General features: G+C 66.4%; 26 protein-coding genes, 5 tRNA genes and 1 riboswitch. Of the genes, 25 read left to right on the forward strand and 6 right to left on the reverse strand.

Annotated features, from left to right (window positions below):
* Positions 1-2: 2 nt before the first annotated feature.
* From CR918_RS05710 to CR918_RS05765, 12 genes are all read left to right on the forward strand, one after another.
* Positions 3-665, forward strand: a complete 663-nt coding sequence (locus CR918_RS05710; RefSeq protein WP_025875219.1) for a MotA/TolQ/ExbB proton channel family protein — start codon at positions 3-5, stop codon at positions 663-665.
* 3 nt (positions 666-668) lie between these two features.
* Positions 669-1,091, forward strand: a complete 423-nt coding sequence (locus CR918_RS05715) for an ExbD/TolR family protein (protein WP_099783502.1) — start codon at positions 669-671, stop codon at positions 1,089-1,091.
* On the forward strand, positions 1,088-2,836 hold the full coding sequence (msbA, locus tag CR918_RS05720) for a lipid A export permease/ATP-binding protein MsbA (RefSeq protein ID WP_025875215.1): 1,749 nt from the start codon (positions 1,088-1,090) through the stop codon (positions 2,834-2,836). The genes CR918_RS05715 and msbA overlap by 4 nt, the downstream gene beginning before the upstream one ends.
* Positions 2,836-3,855, forward strand: a complete 1,020-nt coding sequence (gene lpxK / locus CR918_RS05725) for a tetraacyldisaccharide 4'-kinase (RefSeq protein ID WP_025875213.1) — start codon at positions 2,836-2,838, stop codon at positions 3,853-3,855. Before msbA ends, lpxK begins: the two co-directional genes overlap by 1 nt.
* Before the next feature lie 75 nt (positions 3,856-3,930).
* Complete coding sequence (gene kdsB, locus CR918_RS05730) at positions 3,931-4,704, forward strand: 3-deoxy-manno-octulosonate cytidylyltransferase (RefSeq protein ID WP_025875212.1); 774 nt, start codon at positions 3,931-3,933, stop codon at positions 4,702-4,704.
* Entirely contained in the window at positions 4,701-5,189 is a 489-nt protein-coding gene (locus CR918_RS05735; protein ID WP_080149290.1) for a low molecular weight protein-tyrosine-phosphatase, read from the forward strand. Before kdsB ends, CR918_RS05735 begins: the two co-directional genes overlap by 4 nt.
* Positions 5,186-6,598: a hypothetical protein gene (locus CR918_RS05740; protein WP_099842232.1), complete on the forward strand. Its 1,413-nt coding sequence runs from the start codon at positions 5,186-5,188 to the stop codon at positions 6,596-6,598. The genes CR918_RS05735 and CR918_RS05740 overlap by 4 nt, the downstream gene beginning before the upstream one ends.
* A complete protein-coding gene (gene uvrC, locus CR918_RS05745) occupies positions 6,595-8,439 on the forward strand; it encodes an excinuclease ABC subunit UvrC (RefSeq protein ID WP_088100368.1) in 1,845 nt (614 codons plus the stop codon). Before CR918_RS05740 ends, uvrC begins: the two co-directional genes overlap by 4 nt.
* 17 nt (positions 8,440-8,456) lie before the next feature.
* Positions 8,457-9,083, forward strand: a complete 627-nt coding sequence (gene pgsA, locus CR918_RS05750) for a CDP-diacylglycerol--glycerol-3-phosphate 3-phosphatidyltransferase (RefSeq protein WP_025875200.1) — start codon at positions 8,457-8,459, stop codon at positions 9,081-9,083.
* A gap of 262 nt (positions 9,084-9,345) precedes the next feature.
* Positions 9,346-9,421, forward strand: a tRNA-Gly gene (locus tag CR918_RS05755).
* A 138-nt stretch (positions 9,422-9,559) separates the two neighbouring features.
* Entirely contained in the window at positions 9,560-10,666 is a 1,107-nt protein-coding gene (locus CR918_RS05760) for an NAD(P)/FAD-dependent oxidoreductase (protein WP_099842233.1), read from the forward strand.
* A 105-nt stretch (positions 10,667-10,771) separates the two neighbouring features.
* Positions 10,772-10,847: transfer RNA gene (locus tag CR918_RS05765), tRNA-Gly, on the forward strand.
* A 67-nt stretch (positions 10,848-10,914) separates the two neighbouring features.
* On the opposite strand, the gene CR918_RS21265 is transcribed toward CR918_RS05765, so the two are convergent.
* A complete protein-coding gene (locus tag CR918_RS21265; RefSeq protein ID WP_223485043.1) occupies positions 10,915-11,382 on the reverse strand; it encodes a hypothetical protein in 468 nt (155 codons plus the stop codon).
* Positions 11,383-11,423: 41 nt separating this feature from the next.
* Here CR918_RS21265 and CR918_RS05775 point away from each other — a divergent pair, with 41 nt between their 5' ends.
* From CR918_RS05775 to CR918_RS05790, 4 genes are read left to right on the forward strand one after another with little or no spacing between them, the layout of a single operon-like run.
* On the forward strand, positions 11,424-12,920 hold the full coding sequence (locus CR918_RS05775; protein WP_099842234.1) for a TolC family protein: 1,497 nt from the start codon (positions 11,424-11,426) through the stop codon (positions 12,918-12,920).
* Complete coding sequence (locus tag CR918_RS05780; protein ID WP_099842235.1) at positions 12,917-14,056, forward strand: ABC transporter permease; 1,140 nt, start codon at positions 12,917-12,919, stop codon at positions 14,054-14,056. Before CR918_RS05775 ends, CR918_RS05780 begins: the two co-directional genes overlap by 4 nt.
* Positions 14,057-14,066: 10 nt before the next feature.
* Entirely contained in the window at positions 14,067-14,795 is a 729-nt protein-coding gene (locus tag CR918_RS05785; RefSeq protein ID WP_025875189.1) for an ABC transporter ATP-binding protein, read from the forward strand.
* The gene (locus CR918_RS05790; RefSeq protein ID WP_099842236.1) at positions 14,792-15,703 is read left to right on the forward strand and encodes an HlyD family secretion protein; all 912 of its coding nucleotides are present in this window, start codon (positions 14,792-14,794) and stop codon (positions 15,701-15,703) included. Before CR918_RS05785 ends, CR918_RS05790 begins: the two co-directional genes overlap by 4 nt.
* Positions 15,704-15,715: 12 nt before the next feature.
* Here CR918_RS05790 and CR918_RS05795 read toward each other — a convergent pair whose 3' ends face one another.
* On the reverse strand, positions 15,716-16,168 hold the full coding sequence (locus tag CR918_RS05795; protein WP_133119669.1) for a hypothetical protein: 453 nt from the start codon (positions 16,166-16,168) through the stop codon (positions 15,716-15,718).
* A gap of 74 nt (positions 16,169-16,242) precedes the next feature.
* On the opposite strand from CR918_RS05795, the gene CR918_RS05800 reads away from it, so the two are divergent.
* The 5 genes from CR918_RS05800 (at position 16,243) to CR918_RS05820 (ending at position 18,021) form a co-directional block, all read left to right on the forward strand.
* Positions 16,243-16,318 (forward strand) — tRNA-Gly (locus CR918_RS05800).
* 153 nt (positions 16,319-16,471) lie between these two features.
* Positions 16,472-16,547, forward strand: a tRNA-Gly gene (locus tag CR918_RS05805).
* 65 nt (positions 16,548-16,612) lie between these two features.
* Positions 16,613-16,686 (forward strand) — tRNA-Cys (locus tag CR918_RS05810).
* A 137-nt stretch (positions 16,687-16,823) separates the two neighbouring features.
* Positions 16,824-17,384 carry a DUF998 domain-containing protein gene (locus CR918_RS05815; protein ID WP_133119670.1) on the forward strand — a complete coding sequence of 187 codons (561 nt, stop codon included), beginning with the start codon at positions 16,824-16,826 and terminating at the stop codon, positions 17,382-17,384.
* 91 nt (positions 17,385-17,475) lie between these two features.
* Complete coding sequence (locus CR918_RS05820) at positions 17,476-18,021, forward strand: DUF4124 domain-containing protein (RefSeq protein WP_238492684.1); 546 nt, start codon at positions 17,476-17,478, stop codon at positions 18,019-18,021.
* An 8-nt stretch (positions 18,022-18,029) separates the two neighbouring features.
* On the opposite strand, the gene CR918_RS05825 is transcribed toward CR918_RS05820, so the two are convergent.
* On the reverse strand, positions 18,030-18,671 hold the full coding sequence (locus tag CR918_RS05825) for a flavin reductase family protein (protein WP_243378981.1): 642 nt from the start codon (positions 18,669-18,671) through the stop codon (positions 18,030-18,032).
* Positions 18,672-18,695: 24 nt separating this feature from the next.
* Between CR918_RS05825 and CR918_RS05830 the strand changes: the two genes are divergently transcribed.
* On the forward strand, positions 18,696-19,481 hold the full coding sequence (locus tag CR918_RS05830) for an ArsR/SmtB family transcription factor (protein WP_243379156.1): 786 nt from the start codon (positions 18,696-18,698) through the stop codon (positions 19,479-19,481).
* A gap of 134 nt (positions 19,482-19,615) precedes the next feature.
* Complete coding sequence (locus CR918_RS05835; RefSeq protein ID WP_025875177.1) at positions 19,616-19,885, forward strand: hypothetical protein; 270 nt, start codon at positions 19,616-19,618, stop codon at positions 19,883-19,885.
* Positions 19,886-19,898: 13 nt separating this feature from the next.
* Here CR918_RS05835 and CR918_RS05840 read toward each other — a convergent pair whose 3' ends face one another.
* Positions 19,899-20,981 carry an alpha/beta hydrolase family protein gene (locus CR918_RS05840; RefSeq protein WP_099785979.1) on the reverse strand — a complete coding sequence of 361 codons (1,083 nt, stop codon included), beginning with the start codon at positions 20,979-20,981 and terminating at the stop codon, positions 19,899-19,901.
* Between the two features lie 150 nt (positions 20,982-21,131).
* On the opposite strand from CR918_RS05840, the gene CR918_RS05845 reads away from it, so the two are divergent.
* Entirely contained in the window at positions 21,132-21,965 is an 834-nt protein-coding gene (locus CR918_RS05845) for an AraC family transcriptional regulator (RefSeq protein WP_099783521.1), read from the forward strand.
* 3 nt (positions 21,966-21,968) lie between these two features.
* On the opposite strand, the gene crcB is transcribed toward CR918_RS05845, so the two are convergent.
* Together crcB and CR918_RS05855 are read right to left on the reverse strand one after the other, a co-directional pair.
* A complete protein-coding gene (gene crcB / locus CR918_RS05850; protein WP_025875171.1) occupies positions 21,969-22,361 on the reverse strand; it encodes a fluoride efflux transporter CrcB in 393 nt (130 codons plus the stop codon).
* 81 nt (positions 22,362-22,442) lie between these two features.
* Positions 22,443-22,506: riboswitch (Fluoride riboswitch) on the reverse strand.
* A gap of 22 nt (positions 22,507-22,528) precedes the next feature.
* The gene (locus CR918_RS05855; RefSeq protein WP_223485056.1) at positions 22,529-22,969 is read right to left on the reverse strand and encodes a helix-turn-helix domain-containing protein; all 441 of its coding nucleotides are present in this window, start codon (positions 22,967-22,969) and stop codon (positions 22,529-22,531) included.
* 78 nt (positions 22,970-23,047) lie between these two features.
* Here CR918_RS05855 and CR918_RS05860 point away from each other — a divergent pair, with 78 nt between their 5' ends.
* Complete coding sequence (locus CR918_RS05860) at positions 23,048-23,257, forward strand: helix-turn-helix domain-containing protein (protein WP_025875167.1); 210 nt, start codon at positions 23,048-23,050, stop codon at positions 23,255-23,257.
* Positions 23,258-23,601 lie beyond the last annotated feature (344 nt).

Consider the following 23,601-nt stretch of genomic DNA (forward strand, 5'->3'; position numbering starts at 1 on the left):
ACGTGTGGGAACTGGTCAAGGCCGGTGGCTGGCCGATGGTGCCGCTGCTGCTGTTGGGCGTACTGGCTTTGGCGATCGTCCTGGAGCGTTTCTGGTCCTTGCGGCGTAACGAGGTGCTGCCGCCTGGCCTGGGCCAGGAGGTCCGCAACTGGGCCGCGCGCGGCAAGCTGGACCCGGCGCACCTGCAGACCCTGCGTGCCAATTCACCGTTGGGTGCCCTGCTGGCCGCCGCGCTGGAAGCGCGCAACCGCCCGCGCGACCAGATCCGTGAGCGCATCGAGGACACCGGTCGCCATCTGGTGCACCGCATGGAGCGTTTCCTCAACGCGCTGGGTACCATCGCCTCGGCTGGCCCATTGCTGGGCCTGCTGGGCACCGTCGTTGGCATGATCCAGATGTTCCTGGGCATCCTCGACCACGGCGTGGGTGATGTGAACCAGCTTGCCGGCGGTATCGGCAAGGCACTGGTGTGCACCGCCACCGGCATGATCGTGGCGATCCCGGCGCTGATGTTCCACCGCTTCTTCAAGGGCCGCATCCACGGCTACGTGGTGGAGATGGAGCAGGAAGCCAGCGCGCTGCTGGATACGCTGGACGGTCGCCCCGGGGTGATGACCCCGGCCCCTGCTGCGCGCGCGTCTTCCGCCGCTACGGCAAAGGCCTGATCGATGCGTATCGGCAACGACCGGTCCCAGGATGAGCCGCATATCGACCTGGTGCCGCTGATCGACGTCATCCTGGTGCTGATCATCTTCTTCGTGGTCACCACCACCTTCGATGCGCGATCGACGCTGCAGGTGCAACTGCCGACCGCCAGCCCGCAGCAGACCAACGAGCCGCCGCGCTCGCTGAGCGTGCTGATCAACGCTGACGGCCGCTACTTCGTCAACGATCAGGAAGTGCTGCGCAGCGACGTCGAGTCGGTCAAGCAGACCATTGCGGCCGTCGCCGGCAGCGACCGCGAACAGACCGTGCTGCTGCGTGCCGACGCGCGCACTCCCTATCAGGCCGTGGTCACCGCGCAGGACGCGCTGGGCCAGCTCGGCTTCCGTCGTATCGCCATTGCAACAGCGCCAGAGGTGCGTCCATGAGTTCCCATCACGCGCCAGTGTGGCCGATCTACAAACGACTGCTGGGCTATACCCGCACCTACTGGGTGTTCATGATCGGCGCGGTCATCGCGATGGTGGTCGAAGCCCTGGCCGGCTATCACTTCACCAAGCTGATGGAGCCGCTGGTCAACCGCGGGTTCGTCAACCCCGAGCCGCGCATGGCGGTGATCCTGCCGCTGACCATTCTCGGCCTGTTCCTGATGCGCAGCGTGGCCACCTGGGTCAGCGACTACACGCTGGCCAAGACCGGCCGCAGCGTGGTCCGCGACCTGCGTGAACAGGTGCTGCAGAAGTACCTGCACCTGCCGTCCTCGCATTTCGATGCCGAGGCGACGCCGGTGATGGTCAGCCGCCTGAACTTCGACACCGAACAGGTCACCCAGGCCAGTGCCGACGCGCTGAAGACCGTGGTGGCCGATACCCTGACCATCATCGCCATGCTGGCGGTGATGCTGCAGATGAGCGTCAAGGTGACCCTGGCGATGCTGGTGGTGGTGCCGCTGATCGGCGTGATCGTGTCCTACGTCGGCAAGCGCTACCGGCGCATCAGCCGCGGCATCCAGGACGGCATGGGCACCATGGCGCAGACCGCCGAGCAGTCGCTGGCCGCGCAGCAGGAAGTGAAGGTGCACGGCACCCAGCAGCACGAGATCTCGCGCTACTCGCGCCTGGCCAACCGCATGCTGGCGCTGAACATGAAGGTGGAAGTGACCCGCGCGGCGGCCTCCAGCGTGGTCCAGTTCCTGGCGGCGCTGGCGCTGGCAGTCATCGTCTGGGTATCCACCCGCGAGGCACTGGCCGGCAAGCTCAATGCGGGCCAGTTCATGGGCCTGATGACGTCGATGATGGCCATCATTCCGTCGCTGCGGCGGCTGACCAGCGTGCAGACTTCGATCTCGCGCGGTGTGGCTGCGGCCGAGCGCCTGTTCGGCATCATCGACATGCCGGTCGAGCGCGACGAGGGCAAGCACGCGGTGCAGCGCGTACGCGGCGAACTGGCCTTCGAGCACGTCATGCTGCGTTACCGTGAAGACAGTGGCATCGCCCTGGACGACATCAGCTTCGTTGCCAGGCCGGGCACGGTCACCGCCATCGTCGGTCGTTCCGGCAGCGGCAAGACCAGCCTGATCCGGCTGGTGCCGCGCTTCTACGAACCCAACGGTGGCCGCATCCTGCTCGACGGCGTTGCCCTGGATGAGTACCCGTTGGCCGATCTGCGCCGGCAGGTGGCCATCGTCGGCCAGAAGGTCATGCTGTTCGACGACACCATCGCGGCCAACATCGCCTACGGCATGGATGCCACCGACGAGCAGATCCGTGCAGCTGCCGAGGCGGCCAATGCCTGGGAGTTCATCGCACGCATGCCGCAGCAGCTGCAGACGCCGGTAGGCGAGAATGGCGCGCTGCTGTCCGGCGGCCAGCGCCAGCGCCTGGCGATCGCCCGCGCGATCCTGCGCGATGCACCGATCCTGATCCTGGACGAGGCTACCGCGGCGCTGGACAACGAATCCGAGCGCCTGGTGCAGGATGCGCTGCAGCGCTTGATGCCCGAGCGCACCACGCTGGTGATCGCGCATCGCCTGTCGACCATCGAGCATGCCGACCAGGTGCTGGTGATGGACCATGGCCGCATCGTTGAACGCGGCACCCACCAGGAGCTGCTGTCGATGGGCGGCCTGTACCAGCACCTGCACAACATGCAGTTCCGCGAAAGGCAGGACTGATGGCGGGCAAAGGTACCCAGACCCCGCCGTACTGGTACGACGGCAGCCCGGCTCCGTGGCCGATGCGACTGCTGGCGCCGCTGTATGCCGGCGTCACCGCGCTGCGCCGGCGCCTGTACCGGCGTGGCTGGCGCAAGCGCCATGCGCTGGCGGTGCCGGTCATCGTGGTTGGCAACATCACCGCCGGCGGCACCGGCAAGACGCCGCTGACCATCGCCCTGGTCGAGCGCCTGCGGGCCGCGGGCTGGAAGCCCGGTGTCGCCAGCCGCGGCTACGGCCGTGAGCAAGCGGACAAGGCACGTTGGGTGGAAGCCGATACGCCGACTGCCCTGGGGGGCGACGAGCCGGTGCTGATCGCCTGGAAGACCGGCGTGCCCGTACGCGTGGACAGTGACCGCGTGGCAGCGGGCAAGGCATTGATCGCCGCCGGCTGCGACGTGATCGTCTGCGATGACGGCCTGCAGCACTACCGGCTGGCGCGCGACATCGAGATCGAGGTGGTTGATGCCCAGCGCCGCTATGGCAATGGCCGGATGATTCCCGCCGGCCCGCTGCGCGAGCCGGTCAGCCGCGCAGCGGAATGCGATTTCCGGGTGGTCAACCTGGGCCAGGCGGATGGAGCGGCGGCTGCCCAGGCCTGTGGCTTCGGCCAATGGCCGATGGCCCTGCACATCGACAGTGCACAGCCGCTGGCCGGCGGGCGCGCACGTCCCCTTTCGTACTTCGCGGGCCAGCGCGTGCATGCCGTGGCCGGCATCGCCCATCCGCAACGCTTCTTCGACATGCTGCGCGCGCGTGCGATCGGCGTGGTGCCGCACGCCTTCGCCGACCATCATGCTTACCAGCCGCAGGATCTGTCCTTTGGCAGCCAGTTGCCGGTGCTGATGACCGAAAAGGATGCCGTGAAGTGCCGCGCGTTCGCCAATGACTGGCAGTACGCGGTGCCGCTGCGTGCCGAGATGCCTGCTGCTTTCTGGATCGCGTTGACCGATCGCCTGGACAAGCTGCGACCGAACTGAGGGGCCGTGCGGCGCTTGCAAATGCACGCCGCCGGCCGCATTCCTGCTGTATCGCGCCTGCCGAGTACCGCCCGCATGACCGACTTCGTTGTTGCCATCCCGGCCCGCTATGCCGCTTCGCGGCTGCCGGGCAAGCCGCTGCGCCTGCTGGGCGGAGAACCCATGGTGCTGCATGTGGCGCGCCGCGCGCTGCAGGCCGGCGCAGGTGAGGTATGGGTCGCGACCGACGACCAGCGCATTGCCGACGCATTGTCCGGCCTGGCGGAAGTGAAGGTGGCGATGACCGCTGCCTCGCACGCCTCGGGTACCGATCGCCTAGCCGAGTGCGCGCGCATCGCGGGCTGGTCCGATGACACCGTGGTGGTCAACCTGCAGGGCGATGAACCGTTCGCGCCGGCTGCCGGCATCCGCGCCGTGGCCGAGGCACTGGTGGCGGGCAGCGCACCGATGTCGACCCTGGCCACGCCGGTCGAGGATGCCCACACGTTGTTCGACCCCAACGTGGTCAAGCTGGTGCGCAACGTGCGCAACGAGGCCCTGTACTTCAGCCGTGCGCCCATCGCCTGGCATCGCGATGGCTTCGCCCGCAGCCGCGACACCCTGCCCGAAGGCCATCAGTGGCTGCGCCACATCGGCATCTATGGCTACCGTGCCGGTTTCCTGCAGCAGTTCGCCTCGATGCGGCCGGGCACGCTGGAACAGGTGGAATCGCTGGAGCAGTTGCGCGTGCTGGAAGCAGGCTACCCGATTGCCGTGGCGATCTCGCCCGAACCCTTCCCGCCGGGCATCGACACCCCTGAAGACCTGCAGCGCGCCGAAACGCTGCTGCAGGCGATGGCCGCGCGATGAGGCTGCTGGTCGTCTGCCTCGGCAACATCTGCCGCTCGCCGATGGCCGAAGGCGCGCTGCGTGCCCGCCTGGATGCCTCGGCGCTGGCTGGGCGGGTGCAGGTCGATTCGGCCGGTACCGGCGACTGGCACGTGGGCCAGCCACCCGATCGGCGTGCCATTGCATGCGCGGCCGGGCATGGCGTGGACCTTGGCAGCCTGCGCGCGCGGCAGTTGCAGCGGCAGGACTTCGATGCTTTCGATTGGATCCTGTGCGCCGACGAGGCCAATCTGCGTGATGCCGCTCGCCTTGCTACCGCCACCCAGCGCGAGCGCCTGGCGTTGTACCTGCCGTGGTCGGGCGGGCAGGGCGAACGTGCGATTCCCGATCCCTATACCGGTGGCAGCGATCATTTCGAACAGGTCTGGTCGCTGGTCGACGCTGCTGCCGAACGCACCGTGGCACGCCTGTTGCATCACGCCGACTCCGGCATAATCGGGTCATGAACATCCAGCCCGTCCCGGACCTGCCCGAGTTCGCCGCCTGGCTCAATGCCGCGCCCTGCACCCTGACCGAACTGCGTGGCCGGCCGGTCGCGCTGTTGTTCGTCAACGCGGCTTCCGCATGGAGCGCGCAACGGCTGGCCGAGTTCAGCCAGTGGCTGTCACGCCACCCCGGCAAGCTGCAACCTCTGGTGCTGCAGGTGCCGCGCTTCGACTTCGAGCGTGATGCCACGGCTGCGCTGAAATTGCTGCGCCGCCAGGGCCTGACCATGCCGGTGCTGCTTGACGCCGATTGGGATGGCTGGCGCCGCTTCGGCGTCAGCGCCTGGCCGACCATGGTGCTGCTGGACGCGCAGGGTCGCGAACAGCAGCGCTTGATCGGCCAGGGCGTGCCCGGCGAGCTGGAGCGGGCCCTGAATGCCCTCTGCGAGGGTGCGCCGTCAGCCCCTTCGCGTGGCGGCAGCGAGCTGCACCCCGAACCCCGCCAGGCGCTGCGATTCCCGATGGGTCTGGCAGTGAACCAGGAACGGTTGTACATCGCCGACAGCGGCCACCACCGCATCCTGGAATGCAGTCATGGCGGCCGCGTGCTGCGTCAGTTCGGCTTGGGTACCGCCGACTTCATGGACGGCAACCTCGCCGAAGCCGCTTTCCACCGGCCGCAGGCGCTGGCGCTGGAGCGTGAGTCGCTGTACGTGGCCGACACCGGCAACCATGCCGTGCGCCGCATCAACCTGCTGACCGGCCTGGTCGACACCCTGTGCGGCAACGGCCGTCCGGGCGCCCCCGTGGAAGGGCCGGTGACGCAGCCACGGCAGGTGTCGCTGGATCATCCGGTGGGCCTGGCCATCGCCGAAAACCAGCTGCACGTCGCCATGGCCGGCGACAACCGCATCTGGAGCTACCACCTCGGCCAGCGCAGCCTGCAGTGGCGCGCCGGCAGCGGCGCCATCGACGAGCGCGACGGCAGTGGCCATCTGGCCGCGTTCGCCCAGCCCACCGCCGTGGCCGTGGTCCAGCAGGTGCTGTACGTGGCCGATGCGCTGGGCTCTTCGATCCGTTCATTGCAGCTGCGCGGTGACCTGGTGCAGACCCTGGTCGGGCAGGGCACTTGGCGTTTCGGCGAGGACGATGGCCCGCGTGCGCAGGCCAGCCTGCAGTTCCCGCAGGCGATCGCATTGAGCCCGGATGCCCCGTTGTTGTGGATCGCCGATACCGGCAATGGCCGCCTGCGCACGTTGCGCCTGGGCGGCGGCGAACTGACCACCCAGCCCTTGCCGCGGCGCCTGCATGGCCCGGCCGGCCTGGCCGTCGGTGCCGGCGCGGTGTGGATCGCCGAAACCGATTCCCACACCGTACTGCGCCTGGACCCTGACAGCGGCGTGCTCAGCGAAGTGCCGATCAGCGAATGACCGTTGTTCCTGTCCCGACCTTCGATGGCAAGGCATTCGCGGCCCAGCTGAGTACCGCCCCGGGCGTGTACCGCATGTACGCGGCCGACGACACGCTGTTGTACGTCGGCAAGGCCCGCGCGCTGCGCAACCGCGTGGGCAGCTATTTCAACGGCAGTCCGAAGAACGCGCGCATCATGTCGATGCTCTCGCAGATCGTGCGCATGGACGTGACCGTAACGCGCTCGGAAGCCGAAGCGCTGCTGCTGGAAAACCAGCTGATCAAGTCGCTGTCGCCGCGCTACAACGTGTCCCTGCGCGACGACAAGACCTATCCGCATGTGCTGCTGACCCGCGAAGACTGGCCGCGCATCGCCCTGCATCGTGGTCCACGTGCCATTCCTGGGCGCTATTTCGGGCCGTATCCCGGCGTCACCGCGGTGCGCGAGACGCTGAACCTGATGCACAAGCTGTTCAAGCTGCGCAGCTGCGAAGACAGCGTGTTCCGCAACCGCTCGCGGCCCTGCCTGCAGTATCAGATCGGACGCTGCAGCGCGCCGTGCGTGGAACTGGTGCCAGCAGCGGACTACGCCGAGTCGGTGCGCCGCGCGGCGATGTTCCTGGAAGGCAAGAGCGATGAGCTGACCCGGGAGCTCGGCGAGCAGATGCAGGTGGCCAGCGAAGCGCTGGAATTCGAGCAGGCCGCGCGACTGCGCGATCTGATTACTTCATTGCGCAGCATGCAGACCCGCCAGTACGTGGACGGCCGCGCGGCCGACCTCGACGTACTGGCGGTGGCCATGCAGGGCTCGCAGGCCTGCGTGATGCTGCTGGCCTTCCGTGATGGCCGCAACCTGGGCACCCGCCCGTTCTTTCCCCGCACCAACGGCGAGGAAAGCCCGGATGAAGTGCTGGCGGCCTTTGTCTCGCAGTACTACATCGAATTCGATCCACCGCGCGAGATCCTGCTTGACCGCGAAATTCCCGATGCCGATCTGATCGGTTCCGCACTGTCGGCCTCGGCCGAGCGCAAGGTGCAGCTGAAATGGAACGTCCGCGGCGAGCGCGCCGGCTACCTGGAATTGGCCAGCCGCAACGCGCAGTTGACCCTGGCCACCGAGATCAACAGCCGCACCGCGCAGCACGCGCGCAGCGAAGCGCTGCGGGTGATGCTGGGGCTGGCCGAACCGGTAAAGCGGGTGGAGTGCTTCGACATCAGCCACACCATGGGCGAAGCCACCGTGGCCTCCTGTGTGGTGTTCGATGCGGCCGGCCCGGTGCGTGCGCAGTACCGCCGCTTCAACATCAGTGGCATCGAGCCGGGCGATGACTACGCCGCGATGCGCCAGGCGATCGATCGCCGCTTCCGCCGCGCGGTGGAGGAGCAGGGCGTGCTGCCGGATGTGCTGCTGATCGACGGTGGCGCCGGCCAGCTGGCACAGGCCCAGGCGGCGCTGGCCGATCTGGGCGTGGAAGACGTGCTGCTGGTGGGCGTGGCCAAAGGCGTGGAACGCCGTGCCGGCCACGAAGCGCTGGTGATGCCCGATGGCCGCGAACTGCGCCCGGGTGCGGCCGATCCCGCCCTGCAGTTCATCCAACAGGTGCGCGATGAAGCGCACCGCTTCGCCATCACCGGCCATCGCGGGCGCCGGCAGAAGGCCCGGATGACCAGCAAACTGGAAGACATCCCCGGCATCGGGCCGCGACGGCGCGCCAGCCTGCTGAAGCATTTTGGCGGTCTGGTCGGCCTGAAAGCGGCCGGAGAAGCGGAAATTGCCAAGGTGGAAGGCATCAATGACGCCCTCGCAGCGCGCATCTACGCTAACCTGCACGGGTTGGCCGCGCCGGATCCGGCCGAGTAGAGAGAGAATAAAGCCGCATGACGTTGACCCTGCCCACCTGGCTGACCCTGTTGCGGATCGTGATGATCCCGGTGCTGGTGCTGGTGTTCTACCTGCCCTACACCTGGACCAACTTCGCATCGGCGGCGATCTTCGGCCTGGCCGCGATCACCGACTGGCTCGATGGCTGGATCGCGCGTCGCTACGGCCTGGAGTCGGCGTTCGGCGCCTTCCTCGACCCGGTCGCGGACAAGCTGATGGTGGCGGTGGCGCTGTTCCTTATCGTGCAGGGGCATCCGACCCCGTGGATGGCGTTCTGGGCGGCGGTGATCGTCGGCCGCGAGATCGCGGTGTCGGCGCTGCGCGAGTGGATGGCCGAACTCGGCCAGCGTGCCAAGGTGCGGGTGGCGATGATCGGCAAGGTCAAGACCACCGCGCAGATGGTCGCGCTGCTGTGCCTGCTGTATTCGGTGGCGCCGAACGTTCCGGTCGACGACATCTGGATGGGCCCGCCGGTATTCCATATCGGTGACTGGACCCTGGCCATTGCCGCGGTGCTGACCCTGTGGTCGGGCCTGCAGTACCTGCACGCCGCCTGGCCCAGCCTGCGTGACGACGAGCGCGCCGCGCGCGAGCGTTCGCGGCAGAAGAAGCTGGGCAACTGAGCACCGGGGTCGGATCCCTTTCCGAAGGAAAGGGCTCTGACCCCATCGCTGCCATCATCCACGCATGGCGTGGATCTACTGGGCATGCTTGCACTGTGTGGGGCTTCGCGTGATCCCTCATCCACGCATGGCGTGGATCGCCTGGAATGTGTCCTGCGGTAGATCCACGCCATGCGTGGATGACGCATTCCATGACCTCTCGATCTGCCTGAAAAAAAGGCCTTGACGCGTTGCGCAGAACAGGTAGAATTTCGCCTCCCAAGCGGGAATAGCTCAGTTGGTAGAGCGCAACCTTGCCAAGGTTGAGGTCGCGAGTTCGAGTCTCGTTTCCCGCTCCAGATTCAAGAAAAGCGCTCCCGAAAGGGGGCGTTTTTCGTTTGGCCGGAGCGGCTTCATCCCCACTTCACCGCCACTCCATCGCCTCACCATGCGCCGATCCCACGCTGTACTCCCGGATCCAGCAAGGTGATGCCGCGATGCCTCACACTCCCCCTGCCAACGACTACGACGTGGTCATCGTCGGCGCCAGCTTTGGTGGTGCCGCCTGCGCACTTGCCGCCGCTCAGTACGGCCTGCGCGTCTGCGTGCTCGAGCGCAAGGCCGACCTTGGCGAACGCCTGCACACCACCGGTATCGTGGTGAAGGAGGCGATGGAACAGACCTGGCTGGGGCGCATGCCCGATCATCTCGTGCAACGCGTCGCACGCGTGCGCCTGTATGCGCCGAACCTGCACAACGTGCTGCTGACCGCACCGGGTTACTACTTCCTCACCACCGATACGCCGAACCTGATGCGCTGGCTGGCCAGCGAACTGCGTGCCAGTGGCGTGGACCTGCGGCTGCAGCAGTCGTTCACCGACGCCTGCCGCGACGGCGACGCGTGGCAGGTTGAAGGGGTGGGGCGCACGGCCTATCTGGTCGGCGCTGATGGCGCACGATCACGTGTTGCCCAGCGTACCGGCCTGGGCCAGGTGCGCGACAATCTGTATGGCGTCGAGCGCGAGTTTGCCGGCGTGCAGCTGCCGCAAGGCGATGCCTTGCACTGCTTTGTCAGCCGCCGGTTCGCACCCGGCTACATCGGCTGGGCCGCGCAGAATCCCACCGGCGTGCAGGTGGGATTGGCGCTGCGGCATGATCCCGCACATGCACGCGCGCCGGATATCGAGGGATTCCTTGAACACGTGCGCGACGTTGTGGGACTTCCGCACTCGGCCCAGGTTGCCGGCACCCGCGCGGGCCTGGTGCCCTGCGGGTTGCCGGATGGCCCGATCACTGCGCCGGGCGTGATCCTGACCGGTGATGCGTCAGGTGTCGTCTCGCCGCTGTCGGCCGGCGGCATCCACTCGTCATGGCGGCATGGCTGGGCGGTCGGTGATGCGATCGGGTTGCACCGGCGCGGCAAGGGGCCGGCCGCAGAGCAGGTGGCGCGTCAGGCCGCCCCCACCTTTCACCGCAAGCGCATGCTGCGCTGGGCAATGGACCACCTGCAGCGGGACTGGCCGGTCAATGCGCTGCTGCGTACCGGCCCGATGCGCCGGCTGGCCGAGCAGATCTACTTCCATCGGCGGGGCGTGCGGATGTGATCCTGAAGCTGAACGCTGCTTCATGAGGGGGCAGCAGAATCCTGTTGACGCCGTGCAGCAATCCCGACACAATAGCGCTCCTTCGACGCAGGTCGAACGGAATCTGCGGGAATAGCTCAGTTGGTAGAGCGCAACCTTGCCAAGGTTGAGGTCGCGAGTTCGAGTCTCGTTTCCCGCTCCAGATTCAGAAAAACGCTCCCGCAAGGGGGCGTTTTTCGTTTGCGCACCGGAAAGGGATTGCGATCGCGCTAGCGCGGGCTGCCTCGGCCCGCACCGCACCAGGTTCGCACGTCCGCACGATCGAAGCCGGCGCAGGCGTTCTTCCGCGTGATGTACAGATACGGGGCGTCGGCCTGATAGGTGAAGTGGTAGTAGTAGTTCCGGTCCTGGCCGTACAACCAGTAGTTCGACGAGCCCTCGTTGATCACGTAGGGCTCGAAGGAAAAGATCGACGACTGCGCGGGAATGAAGTTGCTGCGGTCCATCAGCAGCATGGCCGCGTTCGACGCCAACGGAGTGGTCAGGCAGATCGCCGTCGTGCCCACGATGAGCACGGTCGCGAAGATGCCGAGCGTGCGGCGAAGGGCGGATTTCAAGCGTATTGCCTGCCAGTGGAAGCGTTCAGGACAATGTGCCGCAGCGCCCGCGGACAGTCCAGCGTTCAGCTTGGCGGCGCCGATGAAAGGCTGTGGAAAGGCCGAGGGTTCGCAATGCATGCACCGCACACGCGCTGTAACGCACCTCCGACCGATTCTCCATGTCCACTCCACAATCGCGGCGTAGCCTCCTCGGCTTCTCTCTCCACGAAGGCGGGCGGGTGGCCAGTCGCATCACTTTCCCGGCAGCGTTCGCGCGCCGGTATGGCGTCGTCCCGCGCATCGTCCTGGGTACCGGGGCGCTGCTGACCAGCATGATGCTGGTGGGCTGCATGTCGGTGCCGGTTCCCGATCTGCCTGATCGCGTGCCAGCAGTCTGGAGTCAGACCGCCGCAGGGCAGGGCGTAGCGGTCGACGCGCGGCAGTGGTGGAAGGTGCTGGCCGATGCGCGCTTGAACGCGCTGGTGGACGAGGCCGTCGCCGGCAATCTGGACCTGCGCCAGGCCACCCTGCGGTTGCAGGCGGTACGCCTGGTGTCGGGCACCTCCGATGCGCGCTTCCGTCCGGAAATCTCCGCCAGTGCCAAGCAGGTGCAGGACGCCGCCGCAGTCGACACGTACTTCCACGCCGGCGTTGAAGCGATCTGGGATCTTGGCCTGTTTGGCGCAGCGGAGAGTGCCCGTCTAAGCGCGCAAGCGGCCAACGGAAATGCCGAAGCACTGCGCGATGCGGCGCAGGTGGCGGTCATCGCTGATGTGGTGCGCAGCTACCTGGATCTTTCCGTCGCGCAGGCGCAGGTGGATCTGCTGGGCAGGCAGCAGGCCGTTGACGCACGTGGCGAGCAACTGGGCCTGGTACGGCAGCGCCTGCATCTGGACGAGCCCGGTGAACTGGATCGTCTGCGCGCGCGGCGGGCGGCCACGCGCGCGGCCATTGCGCAGGCGAATGAAAACGCGGGCAACGCCTCGCGCGCGTTGGCACTGCTGCTGGGTCGCGATGGTCCGGATCCGGCCTGGAATGCCTACCGCACGCCACCGCAGCTGAGCGCCTTCACCCTGCAGCAGGTACCCGCCGATCTGCTGCGCCATCGCCCGCAGATCCTGCTGGCCGAGGCCGATGTGCTGCAGGCTGCCGCCGAAAAGGGCAGTGCACGCGCGTCGATGTTCCCGAAACTGAGCCTGGGCGGTTCCATCCTTTACGCCTACAACCTGACCCAGAATGCTCGCTCCAATTCCGATTCCAGCCCATCGATCGGTCCCTACATCGATATCCCTCTGTGGGATTGGGGCCAACGTCGCGCGCGCTATCAATCCGACGACAAGCAGCTGGATGCAGCCTTGCTGGGGTATCGCAAGGCAGTGCTGCAGGGCGTGGCGGAAGTGGAGGGTGCACTGGGCAGCCTGGCCCGCCAGGACAGCAGCATCCAGTCGCTGCAGGTGGCCGACGAAGCAGCCCGGCAGCAGGTCGTACGACAGGCCCGGCAGGTGCAGCTTGGTCTTTCCAGTGAGTTCGACGGGTTGGAAACCCAGCGTGCCGCGCTGTCCGCGCAGGCCGACCTGATCGGCGCGCAGGGTGCTCGCGTACTTGCATTCGCATCGCTCTATCGCGCAGTGGGCGGTGCTCCCTTGCCAGTCGAGCCTGAAGGCGACGCGCAATGATCGCGCTTGCCCGCAAGACCCTGGTTTACGAGTGGCGCCGTTTCCTGCCGGTAGTGCTGGCCATGTGTTTCGCCGGCGTGCTGCTGATCGTGCAGGCGGCGCTGGTGCTGGGCATCTTCGGCACCGCCGCGATCTACGTGAAGGCATCCAGCGCCGATGTCTGGGCGGGCTTTGCCGGCACGCAGAGCGTGAACTACGGTCATGCGATCAGTGCAGATGTAGAGAATCGCCTGCGGATGGACCCGGATGTCACCCGCGTCGAACCCTACGAGTGGGTCGATGGCGAGTGGCGCTCCAGCGCACAGGGTGCCGGCAACGTGTCGGTGTATCTGTCCGGCATCTCCACGGCAGGCGACGCGATGATGTTCTCGCGCATCCTGTCGCCCGATCTGCGTGCGCGGTTGCGCGAACCCGGTGCGGTGATCGTCGACAGCGCGGACCTGGATACGCTGGGCGTCGATCTGCACCGCAACCGCGCGTGGATCAATGGCAAGGCCGTGCGTGTGGTTGCCGCGCAACCCGGCCTGCGTGGCCTTGGCGGCGTCAACGTGCTGGCGTCGTTGGATACCGCGCGTGCCATCGCCGGAACCGATCCGCATGAAGGCAGCACCTATTTCGTGGCGGGCACGCGCTCACCGGAGCTGGCCGCGCGCGCGCGCGATCGACTCGGTGCATCGACGGGCCGCGCCACGCCCGTCGAGTTCTGGACAGCGCCGGAGTTCGCCAGTCGTTCGCAGCAGTACTGGCTGTTCGATACCGGCGCCGGCATCGCAGTGCTGTTCATGGCGGTCATCGTCTGCTTCGTCGGCGCGGTGATCACCAACCAGTCATTTGCCGCAGTGGTGGCCGGGTCGGTACGCGAGTACGCCACCCTCAATGCGCTCGGCGCAGGCCGCTACGCGCTGGCCCGTGTGGTGTTCGAACAGGCCGTGCTGATCGGTGGTGTCGGCATGCTGCTGGCCGCAGCTTTCAGCGCGGTGGTGCTGATGGCCGCGCAGACCCAGCGCGTACCGGTACAGCTCACGCCGATGGTGGTTCTTGGCTGCGTGGCGCTGGTCGCGGTGATGGCCATGCTGTCGAGCATCATGGCGGTGCGCAGCGTCGTCCGTTCCGATCCATCGCTGCTGTTGCGTTGAGGGGCCACCGATGACGAATGCTCCCATCGCGATCCCGACCCTGCGTGCCGACGCACTCGAAAAGGGCTTCGTGTCCGGCGATGTGCATGTGCCCGTGCTGCGTGGCCTGTCGCTGGACATCTATCCCGGCGAATTGACCTTGGTATCGGGCCCCTCCGGCTGCGGCAAGAGCACGCTGCTGTCGCTGATGTCCGGGCTCTCAACGCCTGATGGCGGTCGCGTGCATGCGCTTGGCCAGGACGTCAGCCACATGACCCGCAGCGAGGTGGAGCGCTTCCGTCTGCACCACGTCGGTTTCGTGTTCCAGGGCTTCAACCTGTTCCCGGCGCTGACGGCGCTGGAGCAGGTGCAGCTGCCGTTGGGCTATCGCGGCATGCGCAACCGCGACAGCGAGCCGTTGGCGCGGCAGGCGCTGGACGAAGTCGGCCTCTCGCACCGCAGCCACATGCGCCCGGCACAGCTGTCCGGCGGCGAGAAGCAGCGCGTAGCCGTCGCCCGTGCGTTCGCCAAGTCACCCACGCTGATCTTCGCCGATGAGCCCACCAGCGCACTGGACGCCGAGAACGGCCAGCGCGTGATCGACATCCTGCACCGCTATGCACGCGCGCATCAGGCCACGGTGTTGTGTGTAAGCCATGATCCACGCCTGATCCGCCATGCGGATCGGGTGATCGCCATGGAAGACGGCACGGTCCGCGATGACCGCCGCCAGAACGAAACCGTAGAGCCCAGCCCATGACCAGAATGCCGCCGTTGTTCTCCCTCAGCTTCTCCTTGGGCGCGGCATTGCTGCTGGGTGCCTGCAGCAAGGATGCACCCGTACCCGCGCAGCCGACCGCTGCCACGGCCGCCAGCGCGGACAACGTCGCCGTCGCGCGCGGCATCATCGATGTGGAAGGCGGGCTGATTGCACTGGTACCAGCGATGGATGGTTCGGTCAGCACCGCACCGGTGAAGGAAGGGGCGGTGGTGCGCAAGGGCGATGTCCTGCTCACCCTGGATGGCGCACTGCTTGAACAGGAGGTGGGCATGGCCAATGCCGATCTCGCGCTGGCCACCGATCGGCTGAAGGGCAGCCAGGCGCAGCTGCGCGAACTGGAGCGCAACGCCACCCGCCTGGCCACCGGCGCCAGTGAAGGCGTGTCGTCCAGCCAGCAGGCCGACGCAGCGAGGCAGCAGCTGGCCGGCGTCCGCGCCGATGTGGATGTGGCCGGAGCGCAGGTCGACCTGGCCCAGCACAAGCTGGAGCACGCCAGGCTCAAGCTGCGACAGATGTCGCTGACCGCACCGGACGCCGGCATCGTGGTCGGCCAAGTGCCGGGCGTGGGTGCGTTCGTGCAGGCCGGCAAGCCGGCGATGTCACTGTTGCCGGCTCGACCGTTGCAGGTGCGTGCCGAGCTGAGTGCGGCCTACGCCGATGCCGTGCAGGTTGGCATGCGTGCGACGGTGGTGATCGATAGCGATGGCGCAGAGGGCAAGCCACTGCCGGTGGCACGTGTGGTCCGCATCAGCCCGGTGTTCGCGCAGGCACGATTGCCCGAAGACGCAGGGCGCGGCGTGGCCAAGGTGGTGGAGTGCGTGCTGGAATTCGAGAGCGCCGCCAAGGCGCGCGTCGGCCAGCATGTGCGGGTGGAGTTCCACAGGTAGGGGCGTGCTTCGCTAGGGATGTGCGCGTCGGGTCTGTTTCCCGGTCAGCGCCCGCCACGCACTGGCCAGCGACACCACGCACAGCGCCAGCAGCACAGCCAGGTCGAGCAGCAGCAGGCATAGCAGATGCATACCCTGCACCGGCGCCTGGTGCAGGGCAGCGGCCAGCCACGGGAACGACCAGGCCAGCAGCAGCACCAGGGCGATCAGCAGCCGCAACCACACGCGCCCTGGTTTCCAGGGACGCACGATCAGCACGGTGACCAACAGTTCCGCTCCGGCCAGTACAGCGAACTGGATGACCGCGCCGGTGGGGTAGGGCAGGGTTGCGCCTTCGAAGTGGCGCAGCATCCAATAGTCCGGGGTGAAGCCCGCATTGATCAGTGCAGCAATCACCGCAAGCCAGGCCAGGGCGACAAGGCTCCAGCACAGGCGGGCGAAACGAGGTCTCGTGGGCGGGTTCATCGGTGCTGCGGACTGTTGACGGCGTGAAGGAATTTGGACACAATAGCGCTCCTTCGACGCAGGTCGGAGAATCTGCGGGAATAGCTCAGTTGGTAGAGCGCAACCTTGCCAAGGTTGAGGTCGCGAGTTCGAGTCTCGTTTCCCGCTCCAGATTGCACAGGGCCCCGGTTGGGGCCTTGTTTTTCTCCCGCCACGGCAAGGCGGGGCACGTTGAGCCACAAGGCTCTTCGCGCAGTCAGAAAAGTGAAAACTGTTGTGAAATGGCTGGTGTGTGTCCCGGGCTTCCGGTACCATACGGCTTATGCGGGAATAGCTCAGTTGGTAGAGCGCAACCTTGCCAAGGTTGAGGTCGCGAGTTCGAGTCTCGTTTCCCGCTCCATGTTCCGACAGGCCCCATCGCGGGGTTTTGTCATGTCAGGGCGTCGTTCCTGATCGCAGTACGTTGGCCTCATGGCAGAGTGGCTATGCACCGGATTGCAAATCCGTTTACAGCGGTTCGATTCCGCTTGAGGCCTCCAATTGAAAAGCCCTGACTCCGGTCAGGGCTTTTTCTTTGCGCGTCCCCTGGCGCCAGCAGGGGTACCAAACTGCACATGCGACCCGGCGGGACCGGCTGCTAACGTCGCCGCACTTCTCTTCAGCGGTGGTGACTGCAGTGCGGAACCTGGCCATCCAGCAGGCGGTGTACGTTCCCCTCGGCGCCATGCTGGCGCTGATCGCTTTTGCATTCACCGTGCCCGGCTACCACCCGCTCTCCCAGCATCTCAGCGAGCTGGGCCTGATGCAGGGGCTGCCAGCCAAGGCGGTGCAGGTCGGCGCGGTGGTCAGTGGCTCGGCCATCATCGTCTTCAGCCTTGCATTGCTCGCGCAAGGTCGCCGTTTCGCGCTCACTGTGCTCACCTCCATCCTGTTCGGGGTGTCCATGGTCAGCAATGGCGTCTTCACCACGGGCAGCCCGCTGCATGGCCTCTATGGCATCGGCATCTTCTCGATCCTGACCCCGCTGCTGTTCCTGGCCGAGCTGGGCCCTGCTGCGTCGACGCGGATGGCCTGGATTGCGCGTGCCATCTCGCTGCTGGGGATGGCCTATCTGTGGCTGATGCTTTCCGGATTCGACCCGGAGCCCTATCGCGGCCTCACCCAGCGCATCGCGCTGCTGCCGGCGTTCGGCTGGTACACCTTCGCCGCGCTGGAGCTGAGTCGATCCCGGCGCTGATTGGCCTGGCGCGGTGGCATTTGCCCGCAGGTACGATCAGTCGTAGCGTATGGCCAAACGGGGCCGCAGGGCCCGGGACAGGAGGTCTGGCATGAACATGAAATCTGGCATCGTCCTGGCATTACTGCTGGTCGCGCCGCTGGCATCGGCACAGGTCTACAAGTGCAAGGGTGCGTCCGGTGAAACCACCTATTCACAGCATCCGTGCGGTGCCGGCGCAGAACCGATGAAGCTGCGCTCCAACCGCGCCGCAGCGGAATCGGCTGGCGAGCTTGCCAACCGCACCGCAGTCTATCGCACTGCCGAATTGAATGACGCCGGCATTGTCGAGCGCAACTGCCTGCAGAGCGAGCAGTCGCGCATCTACGGCCCGCTGGAATCGCGCAGCCAAGCGGTCAATCAGCAGGTGGCCGATCTGAACCGGCAGCTGGCTGCAGCGAGCAGCAATCTCGCCGGCGCCACCAGCGAATCCGGCATCCGTGCGCAGATTTCCAGTCTGCAGCAGTCGTTGAGTTCTGAACGGACCTCGGCCGACAGCCAGATGACGACAGCCCGCGAGCGCTGCTCGAGTGCGCGTCGCGACCGCGAAAAGGAGGTTCGCGAGAAGTACTCCAACGCGCCAGCGTCTTCTCCCTGATGCAGCTGTCATGCAGTCAGCGGCAAAGGATCGTCAGCGCGGAAATTGCGCGCCATCGGCGTGGTGGTACCCACATAGTGGCGGAACAGGTAGATCAACGGTGCCCAGCGCCGCACGTCGATGTGCTGGGTACCGGCAACGGTGATCGCCTCGTGCGCATGCACCCGGCAGATCCGTCCTTCGACGATCATGAAGCCCTGATCCTGCGTTCCGCTGGGCCGGTGCGAGGCGAGCAGCGCGACCTCCACCTGCAGCGGGCATTCGGCAATCGCCGGCGGTGCCACCTGCACCGAGTCGACGCGGCTGAAGCCGCCCAGTGCGAACTTGTCAGACACATGCACGTACCCCATGGCACGCTTCGATTCCGGCACCGGGGTGCGAGCGGTGGCGCGGGCGATGGCCTCGACCTGCACCGCCTGCGTGGCATCTGCGAAGTTCAGTACGCATTCGCCGCGTGTCAGAAGGTTGCTGCAGCCTTGGCCCTGTTCGCCGATACCGAGCACCACGCGGTCGCCCAGCGCCCAGAATGACGAAAGCGGGCTGATGTTCGCACTGCCGTCTTCATTCAACGTGGTCATCAGCACCACCGGTGTTCCCGGGTAGAGCGCGGAGGGGGTGATGCAGCGGCGTTGGAAATCTTCCGGTGGCATGCCTGAGCTCGTGGGGTGCGGGCGATGACTGTGCACTGTGCAGGGGCGCGCATGCTTCGATCCGGGTCGAAGGATGCGCGGAAAGCGGCATGCCACAATGCGGCCATGGTCCAGACGTCCCGCTCCTTCATCCATGTCGGCACGCTGGTCGGTGACCATGCACGCGCGGCCATGCTGTTGACGTTGATGGATGGCCGGGCGCACACGGCGTCCGAGCTGGCCGGCGTGGCTGGCATCTCGCCGCAGACGGCAAGCAGTCATCTACGGCGGTTGCTCGACGGCGGCATCCTGGCCGTGGAGGTGCAGGGACGCCACCGCTATCACCGGATTGCCTCAACCGAGGTCGCCGACATGCTGGAAGGCATCCTGCGTTTCAGCGATCAACGGCTACCGCTTTCTCCACGAAACGTACGGGTCGATGCCGGCTTCCGTAGGGCGCGCACCTGCTACCGGCACCTGGCGGGTGAATACGCTGTCGCCATCTGTGACCACCTGCTGAGCACCGGAGCGATTACCGCGGCGGCAGACCACTGGCAGATGACGGCTCATGGCGCTGACGTCCTGCGCGCGGTGGGTCATCCGCTGGAAGCGTTGATCGCGCGATCGCCACAGGTGACGCCCGCGCGATACTGCCGCGGCTGCCTGGACTGCACCGAGCGGCGCCCGCACATGGCCGGCATGGTGGGTGAAGCACTGCTGGAGAGTTTCCTGCAGAACCACTGGCTGCGTCGCCTCGCGGGGCGGCGCGACCTGCAGGTCACACCTGCCGGGCAGGAGGCATTCCGCAGGCTGTTCGACGTACGCGCCTGAAGCCCGCCGCGCGCCGCCGGCAGTCTCAGCCGGCCACGACATTGCGACGGGGTATGGTCGGAGTCCTGGTCTTCGGGAGCAGCAATGGCAGGCAAGGACATGAGGGGCCGCATGCACGATGCGGCTGGTCGGCAATGAGCAGGTCAACCGCAGATGTGCGCTGGCTTACTTTCCGGCTGAAGAACGGGCAGTCCATCGGCCCCGATCAACTGAAGGATGGCTGGGTCGTCGCCTCGGAGAGCCGTCATTGTGATGTGCGCCGGGAGAGTATCGAGGGCGCTGGCGTGGTCTATGCCCTGTATGGCCCGCCGGATCTTCCGTCTCCGCGCCGCGCCGAACTGCGCATGCGCGACTTCCTCATGCGCTCCGGCTACACCTTCACCATGGGTACGCTCGGCCACTGATGCTGTCGGCTGCTCAGTAGGGAGCCGCGGCTGCCTTCAACGCCTCGACCACCTGTGAATCCGCAAAGCCGCAGTGGCCTTCGCCCACCGCAGGCAGTACGCGCGGCAATGGCGTGGCGCCAGCGTGCTCGGCCAGTTGCGGATACACCGCCTGCATGCGCGGCACGATGCTCGGGTCGTTGTTGTTGAACTGGATCACCAGCGGTCGCTTGAGCGCGCCGGTCAACGCCAGCTTTTCGCGCACGTATCGCTGTGCCGGCGCAGCAGGTGCCAGCCGCTGCACGCCCGCGTTGAACGCCTTGTCGTCACCGAATCCGCGGTAGACGGACGTAACGTTGCCGACCGGCATGCCGCCGGCGCGCGTGGCCAGTTCGTGCAGGATCATCGCGTGCAGGCTGATCGTGCCCGGCAATGCCTCCACGCTTACCTGCAGCCGTGCAGCCAGTTGCGCAGCGACGGCCGGCCGGGTCTGAAGCGCGGCGGCGATGCCTTGATAGAGCTCCATCTGCGGCAGTGCCGCAGCTTCCGCCGATGCCAAGCCCTGCCGAGGCAGTCCCTTGGGCTCGGGGACGAAATAGTCGAACGCCACCAGGGTGGTCAGCAGGTCATTGGCCAGTTGTTCGCCGGGCAGGTTGGCCCCGCACAGCGAAACGCCGCCGTTGTAGTGCTGTGGCAGGCGTTCGAGGGTGGCGATGGCCACCGCACCGCCCATCGAAAAGCCGAGAATCCAGGTGCGACGCACGTCCTTCAATTCGGACAGGGCGTGCGCGCGCAGGCGCTCCATGTCCACGATCGCATCTGCCACCGCCCAGCCCTGCCTGGCATAGGCGCTCTGCGCCACGGCATAGCCCGCTGCAAGCAGGCTGGCGGTGCTGTCGTTGGCCGGCATCGGTGATGGCTGCGGCACGCCCACTGGTTCATAGCCATGCGCCAGCATCACCAGTTCGCCGTTCCAGCCGGCGGGCACGTCCAGGCGCCAGCGCGCGCCCTGCAGTTCACCGCTGGAGGTGCGTGGCGGGGCGGGCGGCGCGGCGGCCTGCGACACGTGCGGAAGCAGCAGGACCAGTGCCAGGACCAGCCGGTGGAAGGTTCGCATCATGGTCTTTGCCCTGGCCGGTGCGGTCTGCGCGGAAGGTGCCGCCTGTATAGCGCTGCCCCTGCACGGTGGCTAGCCCCTGACGCAATGCAATCGAATTCGATACGATCTGCCGTATCTGCTCCCTTCCATTTGATCTGGGGTCCCGCCATGGTCGATCGCCTCGCCATCCTGCTCGAACGCTTCGCGGTCACCGCCTCGGTGTTTCATGCCGGCGCGCTGTGTGGCATCAACAGTCTCGAAGGAGAGGGCGAGGCCGGCCAGCTGCACCTGGTGCGGCGCGGTCCGTTGCAGGTCAGTCATGGCACGCAGACGGTGCAGGTCGACGTTCCCAGCCTGCTGCTGTATCCGCGCCCGCTGCCGCATCGCTTCCACACCGATCCTCAGCACGGCGCCGACATGGCCTGCGCCAACCTCCATTTCGAGGGCGGCAGGCTCAACCCGATCAGTGCCGCGCTGCCCGATTTCATCTGCCTGCCGTTGGCCGAACTGTATGGCGGCCATGCCGCCCTGGAGCTGTTGTTCGAGGAGGCATTCGAGCAGCGCTGCGGTCGCACGGTGATGGTCAACCGCCTGTTCGAGGTGGTGATGATCCAGGTGCTGCGGCAGTTGATGGAGGGGGGCGAGATGCGCGGCGGCCTGTTCGCCGGGCTTGGCCATCCACGGCTGCGGTTGGCGCTGGTGGCCATGCACGAGGCCCCCGCCCAGGCCTGGACACTGGAAGATCTGGCCGACGTTGCAGGCATGTCGCGCAGCGTGTTCGCCGCCAGTTTCCGCGAGGCCATGGGAACCACGCCCGGGCAGTATCTGCAGGGCTGGCGGGTAGGCCTGGCGCAGCAGGCGTTGCGGCAGGGGCGGCCGTTGAAACGGATCGCCGACGAGGTTGGCTATGGCAGCGAGGCCGCGTTGTCTCGGGCGTTCAAGGCACACACCGGGCAATCGCCACGGCAGTGGCGCGGACAGGCGCGCGCTGCTGCCGGCTGACTGTTACCCCAGCGCGAGCCGGGTCAGCTTCATGCCGGCGAACAGCCCGGCCAGGCCCAGGGCTACCGAGCCGCCGGCGTACAGTGCGGCCAGGCCATGCTGGCCCCGCTGCAGCAGCAGGCCGGTTTCCAGCGAGAAGGTGGAGAACGTGGTGTAGCCACCAAGAATGCCGGTGGCCAGCAGCAGGCGCAGTTGCGGCGACGCGCCGTTGCGCAGCGCAAACGCCTCCACCACCACGCCCATCAGCACGGCGCCGCTGATGTTGACCAGGAACGTCGACCAGGGCCAGGTGCTGCCGGCGGCCACGCGGGCGCCGATCAGATTGCAGGCATGGCGCAGGCAGGCGCCGACACCGCCGCCCAGGAATACCAGCACATAGTTGTTGAACGTCTGCATTGCTTGCCTCGAGTGCGTGTTCGCAGGTTCGACGGCGGACGCAATGGCGGGCACGGCCTGCCATCGACGAACGCCGGGTTCGTCTCAGCAGGAGCCATCAGCCATCTCAGGCGGTTATCGGGGGAGCCCCATCCCCATCGACGGCCATGCTACCAGCCCGCGATGGGTCAGGGCAGGGCAGTCATCACCACGCGTGCGACCTTGCCGCGGCTGACGCCCTCCATCAGCAGGTCATGGGCCATCAACCCCAGCGTGGCCTCGCGACGGTAGCCCACCTCAAGTCCGCGCTCGTCAAGGATGTGGGCGACCAGCTCATAGGCCGCTTGCCAGACATCCAGATGGGCTTCGCTGGGCATGTGCATGTAGGCCGTGCCGCGCTCGCCGACTCCCCGTCCCAGCGGGCCAAAGAGCAGCTCGCGTGGGTCCAGCTTCACCGCATCGGCAATGCGGAACAGCTGTTCGGCTTTCACGTGGTTGGCCTTGACGTGGTCATTGAGCCAGTTGCTGACCGTTGCCGTCGTCGTTTCGGCGGCACGCGCCAGGTCGGCAGGGCGTGCATGCCCGGCGTCCTTCATGGCGACCGCGAGTCGTTGTCCAAGAGTATTCATCTATGCAAGCCAGCTTAACGCGTGGAAGCGAAAGAGGCCTTGGCGCAAGAATAAGTTTGATGATGAAAGGGATCGAAAATGGACGAATTCTGGAGCAAGCGGCAGGTCCGCACGCGGCTGGGCTTTTCCACCGACGCAGAGCTCGCCAGGTTGTTTGGAATCAGCAGATCCGCTGTCTCGCAATGGCCCAGAGGCTTTCCCATCCCGCCGCTGAGGCGCTACATCCTGCAGCAGCGATACCCTGCGTTGTTCCCGATGGATGACGACTCGCACGACGAAACCGCATGAGATGCGTCGATGGTTGTCGCAGACAGGCCGCCAAGATCGATTTGCTAAGTATGCTTAGCAACATAGACAGAATCGATCGACGTATCCCCAGCGATGGTCCGATCTGTGATGGATACCTTGGTTCGCCGGCTGGCTTTGTCGACATCGGCACGGACGTTTCGGATCCCGGTCGCTACGGCCTTTCATGAACGATTAATAATTTCAATCGCGAAAGTCGCGGCCTGTAATTGACGTGTCGTGAAATCTATGACTAATTGGCATCAACCGGCTGTGAAGGCCGGGAGTCTTTCAGTAGCTCGCAAGTGAATCGGTCGACCGTCAACGATGCAGAACAAGTCCAACGG

Source organism: Stenotrophomonas indicatrix, assembly GCF_002750975.1.
Classification (GTDB): Bacteria; Pseudomonadota; Gammaproteobacteria; order Xanthomonadales; family Xanthomonadaceae; genus Stenotrophomonas; species Stenotrophomonas indicatrix.